Source organism: Novosphingobium sp. BL-S-24, assembly GCF_055521575.1.
Genome location: NZ_CM145488.1, coordinates 728,839 through 745,200, shown reverse-complemented (window position 1 = coordinate 745,200; position 16,362 = coordinate 728,839). Strand labels below are relative to the sequence as shown.

Here is a 16,362-nt window from a genome sequence, read left to right as displayed (position 1 = left end):
CACAGCTTGTGGAAGGCGGGCACACGCTCGCAGGCGGATGAGATCGAAGCCCTCTTGCCGGTTCATGCCGCAACCGCGTAAAGGCTTTTCGATCATGGCGGACCCGCGCATCTCCCACATCGAGCTCGACGATGCGACCATTCTGTGGCGCAACGCGGATATCGAACAGGAACGGCGCATCGCCATTTTCGACCTGATCGAAGACAATGTGTTTTGCCCTGTAAGGTCCCATACTGCAGGGCACCAGGGGCCGTATCGCCTGCGTTTGTCCGTGCGGGACGGTCGGCTCTCAATGGATATTTCGGACGAGGGTGGGGCTGATCTGGAAACGCTGGTGCTCGGGCTGGCGCGGTTCAGGCGGCCGATCCGGGAATATTTCGCGATCTGCGAGAGCTACTATCAGGCTATCCGCAAGGCCAGCCCACAAGAGATCGAGACGATCGATATGGCCCGTCGCGGGGTTCACAACGAAGCGGCCGAGATGCTGTTAGAACGGCTGGATGGAAAGATCGAAACTGACCATCCGACCGCGCGCCGGCTGTTCACTCTGATCTGCGTCCTGCACATTCGCGGCTGACGATCATGGTACAACGCAAGGGTGGCCGCGCCGCCCCTACCTCCCGCAAACGTAGCGGCGGCCCTTGGCAGGCGCGACTGCTTGGCGCGGTCCTTTTAATTGCGATCGTCGCCGCCGCATGGGCATGGTGGCATGTGCGGCATTGGTCTCCCGACCGGGGGGCCTATGCCGTCCAAGGGGTGGAAATCGGCGCCGAGGATGGCGAGGTGAACTGGGCATCGCTGAAAGCGATCGGCGCGGACTTTGCCTATATCGATGCCAGCGCCAGTGCCTTTGCCCGCGATCCTCGCTTTGTCGAGAATTTCGAGGAAGCGCGAACCGCCGGGATGCAGGTCGGCGCGTTGCATCGCTACGATCCGTGCCAGCCCGCCGGGACGCAGGCGGCCAACTTCGTCACCACCGTTCCGCGCGATGCCAAGCTGCTTCCGCCGGCGGTTGAACTGGGCATGCTGGCGGATGGCTGTCCGGTCAAAGTAAGCGACGCCCGGGTCGAGAGCGAGTTGATGACCTTTCTCAATCAGGTCGAAACGCACACGGGCAAGCCGGTCATTCTAAAAGTGACCCCGGCCTTCCAGTCCCGCTACATCATCGCGCACAAGCTGGATCGCAACCTCTGGCTGGTACGTGATCGCTTCGAGCCAACTTACGCCGGTCGCCCGTGGACGATGTGGACGGCTAATTCGGATCTTGCGAGCGAGATTGTACAGGGCGGGCTACGCTGGCTAGTGGTGCAGCCATGACCGATACGACCACTCGCGACATGCTGATCGCCGCTGCGCGCAACGCTGCTTCTGCTGCATACGCGCCATACTCGGGTTTTCAGGTAGGAGCGGCGCTGCTGCTGGCGGACGGCACAGTCGTGACCGGCGCGAACGTGGAAAACGCCAGCTATGGCCTGTCGCTATGTGCCGAGACGGTGGCCGTGGCGAACATCCTTTCCGGATCTCGTACGGCGGTCGAGGCGGTGGCCGTAACTGGCGGCGCACCGGGGCAGGCGGGGCAGGGCGCGCAAGTGACGCCATGCGGGCGATGCCGTCAAATTCTCAATGAGATCGCGCAGGTCGGCGGGACCGATCCGGTCGTATGGTGCGATGGCGCGGAGGGCGTGCTCGAAACCCGCCTCTCCCACCTGCTGCCTCACGCCTTCGGTCCCGCCAATCTGATTTAGGGCGCAGGTCGCTTTCTTTCCCTACCTTTAGGCTGGCGGGTTGGAATCGTTCTCACGTACAATGAGCCATTCCAGCAAAGTGCCAAGGCAATCCTTGCCTAGTTGAGCCGAGCGTTCCGGGCTCCAGCCTTGCACATTGTCTGCGGCGGGAAGGTGATCCTTGAACGGCATTTCCAGCGTCATCGCTACGGCGCCGAAGCGTTCGGCCACCTGATTGGTGGACATGGAAAGGTTGCCGGTGCCGGGTCGCGCCAGACCGTAGCCCAGCCGCGTCTGAAAATCGGGCGAGCGGCGTTCAAGCAGGGTCGCAAAGCGATTGTAGCCTGCCAATTGCTCGTCCTTCAGCGATGGAATGCCCTCAAACCCGGCGACGAAAACGGCGGGAATGGCCTCGTCCCCGTGGACGTCCATGGCGAAATCGACGCCGCTTTCATCCATCGCGTTGCGGATCGCCAGGACTTCGGGGGACTTTTCCAGCGAGGGAGCGTGCCATTCGCGATTGAGGTTCACGCCGACAGCGTTGGTGCGCAGATGGCCACGCCGGGAGCCGTCCGGATTGGCATTCGGCACGATATGAAAGCGGCACCGCTTGCGGAGTTCACGGCCAATGGAGCTGGTCGGGTCGATGAGCAATTCCAGCGCACCTTCCATCCACCATTCGGCCATGGTTTCCCCGGGATGCTGGCGGGCATAGAACCAGACCTGCACCGCGCCCGCGCCCATTTCCAGGCAATCGATCGGCTGACCGTCGAGGCTCGAGCCCAGCGTGCGGTGAGCCACGCCCTCCGTCGCGGCAGTACGGGCGACGAGATCGTGGTGCCGCTCCATCGAGTAGGGCGCGAAGTACGCAAACCACGCGATGTCATGGCTGGGAGTGTAGCGGATGGTCAGCGTGCCGCCCTCGCTCTGCTCGTCGTAGCTGCTGGCGGCGCGTGCCCAGAATTGACGATCTTCTGACACGCATGCGTCGTAATCCCGCCAGCCCATCGGATAGGCGGAAGCGTTGAGGCCCGTGATCCGCAGGGTCAACTCCCGGCCGGCTGATCCGCTGACCCGGAAATGAAACCACTGAAAGAATTCCGAGTGGCAATCCTTGCGGATAGCCAGCGTGGCATTGGTGCCGTCGATCGACAGGACATCGATATTGCCTGCATCGAAAGCGGCGGTGATCTGGATGGGAGCGTTGGTGCTATCTGTCATTTGACCTGGATAGTTTCCCCCGACTGTCCCGGGAACCCCTTGAAAAGAGCTTCTGCCACTTTTGCCGATCCGAGCGGCGCCTGCGCCAACGGCGAATCGCTGCGGACGGTGAATACCGCGCGTCCTTCCCAAAGCGCAGTCGCTGTAGGAGCGGCATTACGATCGCGGATCGCAACAAAAACGCGCGTGCCGACCTGGTCCTTCGGTCCGCCCGAGAGATCGAAGCCCAATCCCAGTCCAACGCCCGAACCGAAACCGCCGGTGCCGCCGCCGACCCCGACTGATACCGGACCGCGCGTCCTCTCGGGTCGGAAAGTCTGCCGCTCAACGGTAAGGACTGCCACCTGCTGGCTGGACGTCTGGGCGGCGTCGATTTCCCGGTAGCCGATCCGCGTCAGTTCGCGCCCGATTGCGGCGGCATATGTCCTGAACTCCAGCGTATCTTCCTGGCCGGGTGCAGGAACCACTTGAATAGTGCCGGAACCGAGACGGGAGATCTCTGGCGCATGGAAGCGAGTGACCTCGACGGGGCCGACAGGGGCGACGCATGCACACAGCGTGATGCTGGCAGCGATCGCTGCCATGACGCCAAATCGCTTTGATGGCCGGAATTTGAGCACGATAGGCATCGTCATTACTGTCACTCCCAAAATCGAAGCAGGTCGACTTTGCGAAACCGCGCTAACCCGAAACAGTCGCCTTCGCGTCGATTGCGGCGCTCAGCGCCTGCCAATTCAAGCGGTCTACGGGTGAAAAGTTCCTTGATCGGCAAAGGGGAGAGGCCCTCTGCTCGAAACTGACCACGCACAAATGAGAAGGGCCGCACCGGCAAGCGGTACGGCCCTTCGCATGGTCAGCGGCCGGGAAGTGCCGCCAGCGAAGCCTTTATCGCTAAATCAGGATTAGCGATAATGCTCCGCGACGGAAATTGCCGACCTCTCTGCTGAACCATGAGACATCGGATCACCTCCTTTCGCGCTGTTGAGCCAAGTCGCCGCACATCGGCAGCGTGGACTTCGGTAGCTGTCGGGCGCGTTTCCCGATGCCCGTCGTCCTGATGAAAATGTGGCTCATCCCGCATCGCACAACAAGTCTTGAAATGTATTTTTTTGCGGTCATTATCAGTGCTTCGGCCCGGTTTTCCCCAGCCTTGCGTCAGGCCGCTAGAGCGTAGGCTTGGCTGGCGTCGCTCTGCTTCACGCGGTCAGCGACAGTCCTCTATGACGCGCGTCACTTCGGTCCAGCTCGGCACGTAAAGCGTCTGTTCGCCTGTTGCGGACACAGCGAACCGACCGCGACTGATAGCCATGGAGTCGAGCAGCCGATCGCGGGCCTGCAACGTCACTTCAATGCCTGCCGCGGTGCTGCGCCCCGTAACGGACCGTGCACCGTCGGTCGTCGTGATCGTGACTGCCGTCTGTTGACCGCGAGCAGGGGCGGCCCGGACGATCGAAATCGTGTTCGACCTTGGATCGCAGCGCATCGTTAGCAGGCCGTTGCCGAAACTGGCAGTCGATCCTGAAGCGTTCGCAGCGTATTCCCAGTTTCCGGGTGTTACCGGGGCGTCGCGCCAATCCTGCGATGGAGGAGTAGCTGGCCGTGGTACCGGGCGCGATGCGGTCGGCGGTTGAGTGGTTTGGGTCGGGGGCGGAACGCTTGGGCTTCCGCTGGGCGTCGCGGGCGGCGGCACACATCCAGCCAACAGGGCCGCGAGAGCTGAGGATATGCAAACCGCCGATGGAAGAGAGCGGGAAACGGTGGCGCGACTGCGCAAATTTGCCTTCATGCCTATGGTATGGAATGACGCGCGACCCTTCTCAAGTGCGCATTGGCTCATGACCGACCCATCCAAGCCCCGATCTGTCGAAAAAGCTGGCCGCGTCGACGCCGCAAAACCCGGCAAAGTGCGCGTGGACCAGTTGCTGGTCGATCGCGGGATCGTGGAAAGCCGCACGCGCGCCCAAGCCCTGGTCCTGGCGGGGCTGGTGTTTTCCGGGGAAACAAAGATCGCCAAACCGGGGCAAAGCATCAAGAGCGACGCGGCTATCGACGTGCGCGGTCGGGATCATCCCTGGGTGTCGCGCGGAGGCATTAAGCTGGCTCATGCGATTGACCATTTCCAGCTTGATCCCACCGACGCGGTGGCGATGGATATCGGCAGTTCGACCGGCGGCTTTACTGATGTGCTGCTGACCAACGGCGCCAGCCGGGTATTCGCGGTCGATTCGGGCACCAACCAACTGGCCTGGAAACTGCGCAACGATCCTCGCGTGACTGTACTGGAGCAGACCAGCGCTCGAATCCTTACTGTCGCACACATCGATGCAGCCTGCGACTGGGTGGTGTGCGACGCCAGCTTCATCGGTCTCGCCAAAGTGCTGGAAGTCCCGCTGCGCCTAGCGGCGCCGCGTTGTCAGTTGGTGGCGCTGATCAAACCGCAGTTCGAGGTCGGTCGCGGCGAAGTGGGCAAGGGCGGCGTGGTTCGCGACCCGGAGCTTCACCAGCGGGTCTGCGACGAAGTGCGCGCCTGGCTGGAAGATGCCGGTTGGGACATCCAGGGTATCGTCGAAAGCCCGATCAAAGGGCCGGAAGGAAACATCGAGTTTCTCGTTTCGGCACAACGCCAACCTTGATCGCATTGTAGAGATTGCGTGCAGGATCATGCCACTCCACAAACCGCGCCGTCCTTTAGGGTGCCTTTTGTGATTCGGAGATTTTCGCGCAGATGAATCTGCTTGCCTCGTCTGGCCAATTGCGCGCCAGCTTCCTGCGGTGGCTGCTTGTCTGCGTGCCGGTGGTGGTGCTGCTCGGCTTTCTCTCTGGAACTGGGGCGCAAAGCGGGCCGGAAAACCCCTGGTTCGCTGAACTGGTGAAACCGGCAGGCTATCCCCCGCCAGCGACGTTCGGGATCGTGTGGACTGTGCTCTACATCATGCTGGGGGTTGCCCTGGCCATGATCCTGAGCGCGCGCGGCGCGCGCGGACGTGGTCTGGCCGTGGTGGCTTTCATCGTGCAGTTCATTCTGAACCTGTCCTGGTCGCCGATCTTTTTCGGCGCTCACCTGATGTCCGTGGCGCTGTTCGTCATCGTCGCGATCCTGTTGGTGGCGGTCCTGACGACGGTGTTGTTCTGGCGGGTGCGGCCGGTGGCGGGCGCGTTGCTGCTGCCCTATCTGGTGTGGCTGGCGTTCGCGACGTACCTCAACTTCGCGATCCTGCGGGAGAACCCCGGCCTTGACGGCGTTCAGCGGTCCGGGGCGGTTGAGCGGTTCGACATCTGATCCCTCTTGCGCGCGGGCTTTGCGCGATCCATTTATAAGGCATGCAAAACGAAAACCCCTTCGTCGCCGATTTCGTGAAGATGATGAACAGCGCCGCCGGTACACTGGCTGGCGTCGGTCGCGAGGCGCGGGACAGCGCACGGGAACGGTTCAAGGAATTCATGGGCGACATGGATTTCGTAAGCCGCGAAGAATTCGACGCGGTGAAGGAAATGGCCGCGACCGCGCGCGCCGAAGCTGAATTGCTTAAGGCGCGCCTTGACGCGATCGAGGCCAAGCTCAATCCCCCCATCTGATAGCTGACTGGCGCCGCGATGCATTTTCGCGCGCCAGCCATCGTCTGTGCTACTTTCGCTCATGGCGAAATTGCGTCCGTTGCGCGGATGATGACGGCTGATCATGGGCTGGTTGCGGCCTATGTGGCCGGGGGCAGGGGGCGACATTTGCGCCCGGTACTGGTGGCGGGCAACACAGTCGATGCCCAGGTCCGTTCAAAGTCCGACAGTCAGCTACCTTTCGCCAAAGTCGAATTGGTCCAGAGCAGGGCGCCATGGCTTTCCGAACCATTGCCCGCAGCGGGTATTGGCTGGGTAACTGCGCTCACGGCAATAGCACTGCCCGAGCGTCAGCAATTTCCCGTCTTGTTCGCGGCGCTTGAGGGCGTGCTGGAAGCCATGTGCGTCGCTCCTTCCGCACGCGGATGGGCGCTCGGCCTGGTGCGCTATGAAGTCCTGCTGCTTCGCGAGTTGGGCTACGGCGTTCAGGTGACGCGCCCCAACGATGAAGACTGGCCGGCCATTCTCGACAGTTTCGATCGGGTCGGGCACGAACTCGCCCGCTACCCGCTTGCCGATCGCCGCAGAGACGTTATGGCGGCGCGCACCTTGCTGCGTGAGCGGCTGGGGCGGATCGACAGCTAGTTTGAGAAGCGGAAAAGACCATGCGCATTGCTATCTTCCCGGGCGACGGGATCGGCACCGAAGTCACCGAGCAGGCGGTACGTGTTCTTGAGGCTCTGGAACTCCCCGGCCTGGAACTGGTCGAAGGCGATGTTGGCGGCGCGGCTTATCGCACGCATGGCCATCCGCTTCCCCAGGCGACCATCGACATCGCCCGGTCTTCGGATGCCATCCTGTTCGGCGCGGTGGGTGACTTTTCGCTCGACCATCTCGAACGTCACCTGCGCCCGGAGCAGGCAGTGCTCGGTCTGCGCAAGGAACTGGGCCTGTTTGCGAATCTGCGGCCGGCCCGCGTTTTTGCCGGGCTGGAAGATCTCAGCACGCTGCGGCCTGAAGTGTCAGGCAAGATCGACCTGCTGATCGTTCGTGAACTCAACGGCGACGTCTATTTCGGCGAAAAAGGCATGCGCCAGACCGAAGACGGACGGCGCGAGGGCTGGGACATGATGTCGTACGCCGAGGACGAGGTGCGCCGCATTGCCCACGCCGGTTTCAAGGCCGCGCAAGGTCGCTCGGGCAAGCTGTGCTCGGTGGACAAGGCCAATGTCCTGGAAACGTCGCAGCTGTGGCGCGATGTCGTGATCGAGGTGTCGAAGGAATACCCCGACGTTGAACTGACCCACATGTACGTGGACAACGCGGCCATGCAGCTGGTCAAGAATCCCGGCGCTTTCGACGTCATCGTCACCGGCAATCTGTTCGGTGACATTCTGTCCGATCAGGCCAGCATGTGCGTCGGCTCGATCGGGCTGCTGGCCTCGGCAAGCCTGGCCGAAGGCACTTTCGGCCTGTACGAACCAATTCACGGATCGGCCCCGGACATTGCCGGCAAGGATCTGGCGAACCCGATGGCAACGATCCTTTCGGTCGCGATGCTGCTGCGCCATTCGTTCGGCCTGGAAGAACCGGCTGCGCGTATCGAGGCGGCGGTTGCCAAGGCTCTGGCGGATGGCATCAAGGGCGGAGACCTGGGCGGTTCGGCCGGCACCAAGGAAATCGGTGACGCGGTGCTCGCACGGCTGTAAGGCGATAATGGTTTCTTGACCTATACCAACTACAACCTGGACGCATGAACATTACCAGTTCCGACCTTTTGCAGGCTGCCCACGCCGCTGAAGTTGCCGCCGAGCGCGGCGTGAAGCCGCTCGAACTGGCGATAGTCCTGCCCACCTATAATGAGCGCAAGAACGTCGCGACGATGGTCGAACGTCTGGACAAGGCGCTTGCGGGGATCGCCTGGGAAGTCGTTTTCGTGGACGACAACAGCCCGGATGGGACGTCTGACGAAGCGCGGCGTCTGTCGCTGATCGATCCGCGTGTGCGCTGCATCCAGCGCATCGGACGTCGCGGACTGGCGAGCGCGGCGATCGAAGGGATGTGCTCCACCTCTGCGCCGGTAGTTGCCGTAATGGACGCCGATCACCAGCATGACCCGGCGCTGTTGCCTGGCATGTTGCAGGCGATCACGTCCGGCGAATACGACTTGTCCTATGCTTCCCGCTTTGCTGAAGGGGCGAGCACCGAGGCTTGGGGACGTCCTGACCGCGTCAAGGCGTCGGGGCTGGCTAATCGCATTGCCAACAAGGTTACGGGCGTTGAACTGACCGACCCGATGAGCGGGTTCTTCATGCTTCGCACGCAAACGCTGCGGGCGGATGCGCACCGGCTGTCCGGTGTTGGCTTCAAGATCCTTCTCGATATCCTGGCGACGGTGGAAACACCGCTGCGCGTCAAGGAATTTCCCCTGAATTTCGCCGCTCGCGCAGAGGGCGAAAGCAAGCTGGACCAGACCGTAGTGTTCGAATTCCTCGTAGGTCTTTACGACAAGTGGCTGGGCCGCATCATCCCTACCCGTTTTGCCCTGTTCGGCACGGTCGGTGCGTTGGGCGTGCTGGTTCAGCTCGGCGCGCTGTGGGTGATGTTGCATCTCGTTTTCGGGGAGCGCTTCGTTTACGGCAACTGGTCGGAAAGCACGACGTTCAACATCGCCAACACTCTGGCGGCGGTCGTCGCCATGACGTTCAACTTCGTGCTGAACAACGAACTGACCTATTCCGACAAGCGCCTGCGCGGGTTTGGGCCGCTGATGCGTGGGTGGGCGCAATTCGCGGTCACCTGCTCGCTCGGCCTGCTCACCAACATCGGTTCGGCAGCGGTGCTCAAGACGATCGGCGTCCATGACGTGCTTGCGGTCGTCACCGGCATCATCCTGGGCTCGGTGTGGAATTTCGCGCTTTCGTCCAAGTTCGTCTGGGGCAAGTACTGACGCGTTTCCTGGGTGCCCCCCCGCTCTCAGTTGGGGCTACTGGCGCTGACGGCTGTCGCGGCGATCGTCAGCCTGATCGATACGCCGTACCCCGACCTTGCACGATTGCAGAACCTGCCGACTTTGGCGATCGTCGCGGGAGCCTGGGCCGGGATCAGGCGCTGGCAGATGCCGACCTCGGCTATCGTCTGCCTCTGCGCTTTCCTGTGGCTGCATACGATCGGTGGACGCTACATCTATTCATATGTGCCCTACGACGACTGGGCGCGAGCGGTCGGCTTGCCAGCGCCGACAGAGTGGCTCGGGCTATCGCGCAATTCATGGGATAGGCTGGTGCATTTCAGCTTTGGTCTGTTCGCCGTCCACCCCATTGCGGCGTGGCTAGTACGGCACCGAGGTTTTTCTTTGGTGGGCGCTCTGTCCATTGCGGTGATGGCTGTTTTCGCAGGCAGCGCACTATACGAGATCTTCGAATGGCTGCTGACGCTGCTCATGGCCGGGCCGGATGCGATCGCCTATAACGGTCAGCAAGGCGACCAATGGGACCCGCAAAAGGACATGGCGCTTGCGGGAGCGGGGGCCATCGTCGCCAGTCTGCACATCGGAATGCGGCGGCGCTGATCGCTGGTCAGCGCCAGCTCGGCAGCCACATCCAGAAGTTGTAAGCGGTGCGATAGGGCAGGGCGACGCCTGAGATGATCGGGTAGAACACAACGAACACGACCACGGCCAGACCTGCGACACCTCTGGCCACCAGCCGCCAGCGATCACGACGGTCCCACAGCCGGTCGAGTGCCAACGCCAGCAGTCCCATCAGGAAAGCGCCGGGCAACAGGTAGTGGTAGTAGAACTGCACGGGCTTGCCGTTGACGATCCACATGCCAAGGCACGCGAAATACAGCACCGCGAACGCCAGCGCGTCCCACCTGCGGCGCGTGAAGGCCGCGAACAGACTCCAGCCCAGCGCGGCGATCCCGCAGATCATCGAGACGGGGTTGCCGATCATCACGATGCCGCGCTGCGCCCCGTCCACGTTCTCGAAAAGATACCAGATGCCCCGCCAGTCACCGACCCACTGATACCAGTACGTGCGGTAGGGATGGGGCTTGCGCACGCTGTCCTGCAGCCGGATCATCAGTTCATGCTGCTCGATCACGCCCCACGGCGAAAGCGTGTGATGGGCGTAGAACATCGCCGGAAGATAGGTCGCCCAATAGACCGCGAGCGGAAGGACGCCCAGCCACACGGCAGCTTCGGTCAGGGTAATCCCCTTGATCGGTCCTGCCCCGCGCCTGCCGATATGCCATAGGCCGGTCTCACCCACGCGCAGCACAAAGAAGGCCAGGCCCGGCATTATCAACGCTGGCGCCCCGCTCCACTTCGCTCCTAATGACAGGCCGAGCGCCATGCCGCTCAAAACCAGATGCAGCCGCGCTCCGGAGGGTCGCCGAGCGCGCAGGGCAGCGGCGAACTGCCACAAGCCGACCATGCACAGCCCCGCCGAGATCATGTCAAGCATGGCGATGCGGCTCTGGATGAACCACATGAAGTTGGTGCCGAGCAGCACCGTCGCCAGGATCGTGGCGCGGCGGCGTTGGGTCAGATGCCAGGTCAGCCGGGCGAAGGCGAACAGGCCAAGTCCCCCGAACAGGGCCGGCCCCAGTCGCCAGGCTAGCGGCCGGTCGCCCAGCAGCTCGATCATGGCGGCGATCACTTCCTTGCCGAACAGCGGATGCTCGCGATTGGCCGGGATCAGTTCCAGCAGCTTGTGCGCGGCGGGGACGTAGTGGATCTCATCGAAATAATAACGGGTCGGCGTGCCGATCCGGAACAGGACCAAGGCTTCGAAAGCGAGGGCCAACAGCAGGCACCAGCCCAGCGGATCACGATTTTGGGGAGCAGCAGCGGGCATCGGGTCGGCGGGATAAGGAGGTTCGCCGCCAAGGGCAAGCGGGCCCGTCAACGGCGCGTGCTTGCACTCGATGCCGCGCGCTTATAGAGGCTTGGCGCATGAAACGTACCACTGGACAGGATCGCACTCAAACTCGCAACTGGCGTCCCGCCACCCGCGCAATTCGCGGGGGAACGTGGCGCTCCGAAATGGGCGAGACGAGCGAGGCGCTGTTCCTCACCTCGGGCTATTGCTACGACGATGCCGCCACCGTCGCCGCCCGGTTCGCGGGTGAGGAAGACGGCATGACGTACTCGCGTCTGCAGAACCCGACCGTCGCGATGCTGGAGGAGCGGATTGCCCTGCTCGAAGGCGCGGACGCTTGTCGCACGCAGGCGTCGGGGATGGCCGCGATGACGGCGGCGTTGCTGTGCCAACTGTCGGCGGGCGATCACATGGTCACTGCCCGCGCGGCGTTTGGCTCCTGTCGCTGGCTGGGCGACCATCTTCTGCCGCGCTTCGGTGTGGACGTGACGGTCGTGGATGCAAGCGACCTCAGCGCGTGGGAAGCGGCGGTGCGGCCCAACACCAAGGTCTTCTTCTTCGAAACGCCCGCCAACCCGACGATGGACATCGCCGATCTTTCCGCGATCGCCGCGATTGCCAAGGCGCACGGGATCACGACGGTGGTCGACAATGCCTTCTGCTCGCCCGCGCTGCAGCGGCCGATGGAGTTCGGCATCGACGTCGTCGCTTATTCCGCGACGAAGCTGATGGACGGGCAGGGCCGCGTGCTGGCCGGAGCGGTCTGCGGCAGCGAGGAGTTCATCAACGACAAGCTGCTGCCTTTTCAGCGCAATACGGGTCCGAACCTGTCGCCGTTCAACGCCTGGGTAGTGCTGAAGGGGCTGGAGACGCTTGATCTGCGCGCCAGGAAGCAGAGCGAGAACGCGTTGAAAGTCGGCCAGTTTGTCGAACAGCGCGTACCGAAGATCCTGCACCCGTGGCTCGCGAGCCACCCGCAGCAGGCGCTGGCGCAAAAACAGATGGACGCGTGCGGCCCCATCTTCAGCTTCGTGCTCGATGGTGGACGGCAACAGGCCCACGCGCTGCTCGATGCGCTGCAACTGATCGACATCTCCAACAACATCGGCGACTCGCGGTCACTGATGTGCCACCCGGCGTCGAGCACGCATCACAACATGGGTGCGGAAGCCCGCGAGGCGATGGGGATCGGCGAGGGCATGCTGCGTATCAACATCGGATTGGAAGATGCCGATGACCTGATCGAGGATTTCGATCAGGCGCTGAGCAAAGTCGGCCTCTGAATCGCGTGACGGTAGACCGGGCCTGACGATGATCGCAGGCCCGGTCCATTACGGTTGTGGGCGAGCGCAATCGTCGTTACTCTGGTGCGGCGATGAAGGAATTGTTTCAACATAGTGCCATGACCGACGGGTTGACCGTGCGTGTCGCTGTCAACTTCCTGCCCGAGCAGTCCCGCATCGAGGCGGGGAAGTGGTTCTGGGTCTATCATATCCGTATCGAGAACGAGACGGGCGAAACAGTTCAGCTCATGACCCGGCACTGGCGGATTACCGACGGCAACGGCAAAGTGGATATCATCGATGGTGCGGGCGTCGTCGGCGAACAGCCTGTCCTCGCGCCGGGGCAAAGCCACGATTATGTATCGGGATGCCCCCTTTCCACGCCGCAGGGGTCGATGGAAGGGCACTATACGTTCGTGCGTCAGGATGGCCGCGAATTCCAGGCGCTCATCCCTTTCTTCCCTTTGGCGGCGCCGGCAACTGCGGGCTGACTTGCCCGACGCTGCCCTAGTGAATAGGGAAGCGCCATGAAGCGCACTCATCTGCCTCTCAACGCCTTGCGCGTGTTCGACGCCGCCGCCAGGCACTTGTCCTTCACCCGTGCGGCGGACGAACTGGCCGTCACCCCCGCGGCGGTTGGGCAACAGATCCGCGCTCTGGAAGATCTGCTGGGCATCGTGCTGTTTCGCCGCACCAGCAAAGGTCTGGAACTGACAGACGAAGCTGGCGCCGGGCTTGCTGCGTTGCGCACCGGGTTTCTGCACTTCGAGGATGCCGTGCAGGCGATGCAGGCAGGGCAGTCCAGCCATGTCTACACGATCGCCGCCCCGCGTGAGTTCTTCGCGGCGTGGCTGGCGCCGCGTCTTGCTGCCTTTCGCGCCGATAATCCGCAAGTGCAGTACGTACTGGTCGATGGCGAGATGACCGACTTCACCGAGGCGAATCTCGATCTGGCAGTCCGCTGGACCGACGGGCCGGGCGATCTGGAAGGTCTGGCGCTTGGATCGGCGGAATGGGTCGAAGTGGGGCGTGGAGACTGGATCGGCTGGCCGGGCGATCCCGCCCCTGACGCCGATGAATCCGGCAATGAGGAAGACGCAAAGCCCAACATCTCGGTAGGTGATGCGGGGCAGGCGCTGTCTGCCGCATTGGCGGGGATCGGGAGGGCGCGCGTTCCGGCACTGCTGGCAGACGGGATTACCGACCCGGCGCAGCGCCAGTCGATCGGTCCAGCCGAAAAATGCCGGCGCGGCTACTGGCTGGTCGCGCCACTGCCGCAGTGGAGGCAAAAGAAGGTGAAGGATCTGGTCGCCGCACTGGCGGAACAGGCGTAAACGTCAGATCGCACGCCTGCTCCGTCACAGTCCGATCAGCCCAGCGCGGCTTCCTTTTCCGCCCACAAGCGATCGAGTTCCGCGCGGCTTTTCTTTTCGGCAGCTGTCTTGAGCTGACCGCAGGCGGCATCGATATCCCGTCCGCGCGGGGTGCGAACCGGGGCGGAAATACCGCCTTCGAACACGATGTTGGAAAATGAGCGGATGCGTTCAGGCGTCGAACATTCGTAGGTTGCACCGGGCCACGGATTGAACGGGATCAGGTTGACCTTGGCGGGCAGATCGTATTTGCGCAGCAGCCGCACAAGCTCCCGCGCGTCGGCATCGCTGTCGTTCTTGTCCTTGAGCATCACGTATTCGAAGGTGATGCGCCGCGCGTTCGAAGCGCCGGGATAATCGGCGCAGGCCTGCAGCAGGTCCTCGATCCCGTACTTTTTGTTGATCGGCACGATCTCGTCGCGCACGTCCTTGGTCACGGCGTGGAGCGACACGGCAAGGTTGACGCCGATCTCCTGTCCGCAACGCTCCATCTGCGGGATGACGCCGGAGGTAGACAAGGTGATACGGCGCTTGGACAGGGCCAGGCCGTCGCCGTCCATCACCAGTTTCAGCGCATCGCGGACATTGTCGAAATTATAAAGCGGCTCGCCCATGCCCATCATGACGATGTTGGTCAGCAGGCGCCCGTCCGACGTGTAATCGCCTTCGTCCTCGTCATCATCGAGGCCGGCCATGGTGGCAGGGCGCACGTCGCTCGCGCCCTTGGGCCATTCGCCCAGCGCGTCACGGGCCAGCATGACCTGTCCGACGATTTCCCCTACCGTCAGGTTGCGCACCAGACGCATGGTGCCGGTGTGGCAAAAACGGCAATTCAGTGTGCAACCGACTTGAGACGAAACGCAAAGCGTGCCGCGATCCGCGTCGGGGATGAAGACCATTTCGAAATCGTGGGCGTCGGCCGTGCGCAGCAGCCACTTGCGGGTGCCATCGGTGGAATGCTGGGCCTCGATAATCTCGGGGCGGCCGATCACGAAGCGTTCCGTCAGCCATGGGCGCATGGTCTTGGCGATATCGGTCATCGCGTCGAACTCGGTGACGCCGCGATGGTAAAGCCAGTGGTAGACCTGCTTGGCGCGCAGCTTCGCAGCCTTGGCATCGAGCCCGGCGGTTTCGAAAAGCTCGGCGATGCGGTTCTTGGGGAGGCCGATCAGATCGGTGCGGCCATCTTCGCGGGGCGTAACCCCGTCCACGATCGTCGGGCGCGGGACGGGCACGGGGTCGACGTGGCCCTGGACAGGCATGAGCCCTGCGGCGGCCAGACCGGTGTCCGGCCCGGCTGGGAAATTGATCGTGTCTGGCATGATGGCCGCCATATAGTGCAAATCCACCCGAAACGAAAGACAGCGCCGGTGGGAGCGTTCGCGCGAAAGCATGATCAGCCGGGACGTTCCCGAAATTGATCGCGACCCAGCGGCCACGCACCGCAAAGTGTGGCCGAAAAACATCAGGCTTTTCGTTGTGTTACGTTCAGGAAACTTCGGAGCCATCGTGGGCATTTGATAGGTCCGAGGCGGGCATACCGCACACGGGTCGCACCAATGATACGGCGGAAAATCCGTCGATTGAAAAAGTCGGAGTACCAATATGAAGAAGTTTCTTGCCTGCCTCGCCGCCGGAACGGCTCTGGCTTCCGCTCCCGCCATGGCGCAGAACGTGGCCCCGGTCGATCCGTTCTCGGGCTTCCACGTCGAGGCGCTGGCCGGTTACGATGTGACCAAGGCTGGCAGCAGCGTCGATGATGACGTAAACGAGGATAACGACCAGTCCATCGACGGACTGGCCTATGGCGTTGGCGCCGGATATGATTTCCGCATGGGCAATTTCGTGGCCGGACCTGAAGCCGAAGTGACCTGGTCGACCGCCAAGACCAAGTTCAACGACGGTGATTTCGAAGGTTTTGGTGTTGGCAACGTCAAGACCAACCGCGACCTTTACGTAGGCGCGCGCCTCGGCTTCGTCGTCACCCCCAGCACGATGATCTACGCCAAGGGCGGCTACACCAACGCCAAGTTCGACGTGCGCAACGCGGTCGGCACGGTGACCACCAACACCGACCTCGACGCGGACGGCTGGCGGGTCGGTGCAGGCGTCGAGCAGGCGCTCAGCAACAATGCCTTCGTCAAAGTCGAGTATCGCTATTCCAACTACGAGAAGGGCGAACTCGATTACCGGAACGACTTCCCGGACGGCGATCGTTTCAACCTCGACCTTGATCGTCACCAGGTGATGGCAGGCGTCGGCGTTCGTTTCTGACGCTTTCGAAGCTGAGGTAACTGGGAAGGGCGGGGTCTGCGGACCT

At 62.6% G+C, this 16,362-nt stretch carries 19 protein-coding genes; 14 read left to right on the top strand and 5 right to left on the bottom strand.

Annotation, left to right across the window (positions count from 1 at the left end; translation table 11 throughout):
- The first annotated feature begins 94 nt into the window (after positions 1-94).
- The 3 genes from ACZ1JM_RS08740 to ACZ1JM_RS08730 are packed head-to-tail and all read left to right on the top strand — an operon-like array spanning position 95 to position 1,745.
- Positions 95-577 carry a UPF0262 family protein gene (locus ACZ1JM_RS08740; RefSeq protein WP_465135020.1) on the top strand — a complete coding sequence of 161 codons (483 nt, stop codon included), beginning with the start codon at positions 95-97 and terminating at the stop codon, positions 575-577.
- A 5-nt stretch (positions 578-582) separates the two neighbouring features.
- Positions 583-1,317 carry a glycoside hydrolase family 25 protein gene (locus ACZ1JM_RS08735; protein ID WP_465134437.1) on the top strand — a complete coding sequence of 245 codons (735 nt, stop codon included), beginning with the start codon at positions 583-585 and terminating at the stop codon, positions 1,315-1,317.
- Complete coding sequence (locus ACZ1JM_RS08730; RefSeq protein ID WP_465134436.1) at positions 1,314-1,745, top strand: cytidine deaminase; 432 nt, start codon at positions 1,314-1,316, stop codon at positions 1,743-1,745. Before ACZ1JM_RS08735 ends, ACZ1JM_RS08730 begins: the two co-directional genes overlap by 4 nt.
- A gap of 27 nt (positions 1,746-1,772) precedes the next feature.
- Here ACZ1JM_RS08730 and ACZ1JM_RS08725 read toward each other — a convergent pair whose 3' ends face one another.
- The 3 genes from ACZ1JM_RS08725 to ACZ1JM_RS08715 form a co-directional block, all read right to left on the bottom strand.
- Positions 1,773-2,945 (bottom strand): M14 family metallopeptidase, encoded by a 1,173-nt coding sequence (locus ACZ1JM_RS08725; protein WP_465134435.1) that lies wholly within the window; start codon positions 2,943-2,945, stop codon positions 1,773-1,775.
- Positions 2,942-3,580 (bottom strand): DUF4136 domain-containing protein, encoded by a 639-nt coding sequence (locus ACZ1JM_RS08720; RefSeq protein WP_465134434.1) that lies wholly within the window; start codon positions 3,578-3,580, stop codon positions 2,942-2,944. Before ACZ1JM_RS08720 ends, ACZ1JM_RS08725 begins: the two co-directional genes overlap by 4 nt.
- A gap of 569 nt (positions 3,581-4,149) precedes the next feature.
- Positions 4,150-4,428 carry a hypothetical protein gene (locus ACZ1JM_RS08715; RefSeq protein ID WP_465134433.1) on the bottom strand — a complete coding sequence of 93 codons (279 nt, stop codon included), beginning with the start codon at positions 4,426-4,428 and terminating at the stop codon, positions 4,150-4,152.
- 352 nt (positions 4,429-4,780) lie between these two features.
- On the opposite strand from ACZ1JM_RS08715, the gene ACZ1JM_RS08710 reads away from it, so the two are divergent.
- From ACZ1JM_RS08710 to ACZ1JM_RS08680, 7 genes are all read left to right on the top strand, one after another.
- On the top strand, positions 4,781-5,578 hold the full coding sequence (locus ACZ1JM_RS08710) for a TlyA family RNA methyltransferase (RefSeq protein ID WP_465134432.1): 798 nt from the start codon (positions 4,781-4,783) through the stop codon (positions 5,576-5,578).
- Between the two features lie 92 nt (positions 5,579-5,670).
- On the top strand, positions 5,671-6,225 hold the full coding sequence (locus tag ACZ1JM_RS08705) for a TspO/MBR family protein (protein ID WP_465134431.1): 555 nt from the start codon (positions 5,671-5,673) through the stop codon (positions 6,223-6,225).
- A 41-nt stretch (positions 6,226-6,266) separates the two neighbouring features.
- On the top strand, positions 6,267-6,521 hold the full coding sequence (locus ACZ1JM_RS08700) for an accessory factor UbiK family protein (RefSeq protein ID WP_465134430.1): 255 nt from the start codon (positions 6,267-6,269) through the stop codon (positions 6,519-6,521).
- Between the two features lie 18 nt (positions 6,522-6,539).
- Positions 6,540-7,145, top strand: coding sequence for a DNA repair protein RecO (gene recO / locus ACZ1JM_RS08695; RefSeq protein WP_465134429.1), 606 nt, complete (start codon positions 6,540-6,542; stop codon positions 7,143-7,145).
- A gap of 20 nt (positions 7,146-7,165) precedes the next feature.
- Positions 7,166-8,209 (top strand): 3-isopropylmalate dehydrogenase, encoded by a 1,044-nt coding sequence (gene leuB, locus ACZ1JM_RS08690; RefSeq protein ID WP_465134428.1) that lies wholly within the window; start codon positions 7,166-7,168, stop codon positions 8,207-8,209.
- A 44-nt stretch (positions 8,210-8,253) separates the two neighbouring features.
- Positions 8,254-9,450 carry a glycosyltransferase gene (locus tag ACZ1JM_RS08685; protein WP_465134427.1) on the top strand — a complete coding sequence of 399 codons (1,197 nt, stop codon included), beginning with the start codon at positions 8,254-8,256 and terminating at the stop codon, positions 9,448-9,450.
- Between the two features lie 12 nt (positions 9,451-9,462).
- A complete protein-coding gene (locus ACZ1JM_RS08680; RefSeq protein ID WP_465134426.1) occupies positions 9,463-10,071 on the top strand; it encodes a DUF2238 domain-containing protein in 609 nt (202 codons plus the stop codon).
- 7 nt (positions 10,072-10,078) lie between these two features.
- Here ACZ1JM_RS08680 and ACZ1JM_RS08675 read toward each other — a convergent pair whose 3' ends face one another.
- Positions 10,079-11,413 (bottom strand): phospholipid carrier-dependent glycosyltransferase, encoded by a 1,335-nt coding sequence (locus ACZ1JM_RS08675; RefSeq protein WP_465134425.1) that lies wholly within the window; start codon positions 11,411-11,413, stop codon positions 10,079-10,081.
- A 47-nt stretch (positions 11,414-11,460) separates the two neighbouring features.
- Between ACZ1JM_RS08675 and ACZ1JM_RS08670 the strand changes: the two genes are divergently transcribed.
- From ACZ1JM_RS08670 to ACZ1JM_RS08660, 3 genes are all read left to right on the top strand, one after another.
- Positions 11,461-12,669: a trans-sulfuration enzyme family protein gene (locus ACZ1JM_RS08670; protein ID WP_465134424.1), complete on the top strand. Its 1,209-nt coding sequence runs from the start codon at positions 11,461-11,463 to the stop codon at positions 12,667-12,669.
- A gap of 92 nt (positions 12,670-12,761) precedes the next feature.
- Positions 12,762-13,160, top strand: coding sequence for a Co2+/Mg2+ efflux protein ApaG (gene apaG, locus ACZ1JM_RS08665; protein WP_465134423.1), 399 nt, complete (start codon positions 12,762-12,764; stop codon positions 13,158-13,160).
- Positions 13,161-13,196: 36 nt separating this feature from the next.
- Positions 13,197-14,003, top strand: coding sequence for a LysR family transcriptional regulator (locus ACZ1JM_RS08660; protein WP_465134422.1), 807 nt, complete (start codon positions 13,197-13,199; stop codon positions 14,001-14,003).
- A 35-nt stretch (positions 14,004-14,038) separates the two neighbouring features.
- On the opposite strand, the gene rlmN is transcribed toward ACZ1JM_RS08660, so the two are convergent.
- Positions 14,039-15,364 (bottom strand): dual-specificity RNA methyltransferase RlmN, encoded by a 1,326-nt coding sequence (gene rlmN, locus ACZ1JM_RS08655; protein ID WP_465134421.1) that lies wholly within the window; start codon positions 15,362-15,364, stop codon positions 14,039-14,041.
- A 283-nt stretch (positions 15,365-15,647) separates the two neighbouring features.
- Here rlmN and ACZ1JM_RS08650 point away from each other — a divergent pair, with 283 nt between their 5' ends.
- Complete coding sequence (locus ACZ1JM_RS08650; protein WP_465134420.1) at positions 15,648-16,316, top strand: outer membrane protein; 669 nt, start codon at positions 15,648-15,650, stop codon at positions 16,314-16,316.
- The last annotated feature ends 46 nt before the right edge of the window (positions 16,317-16,362 follow it).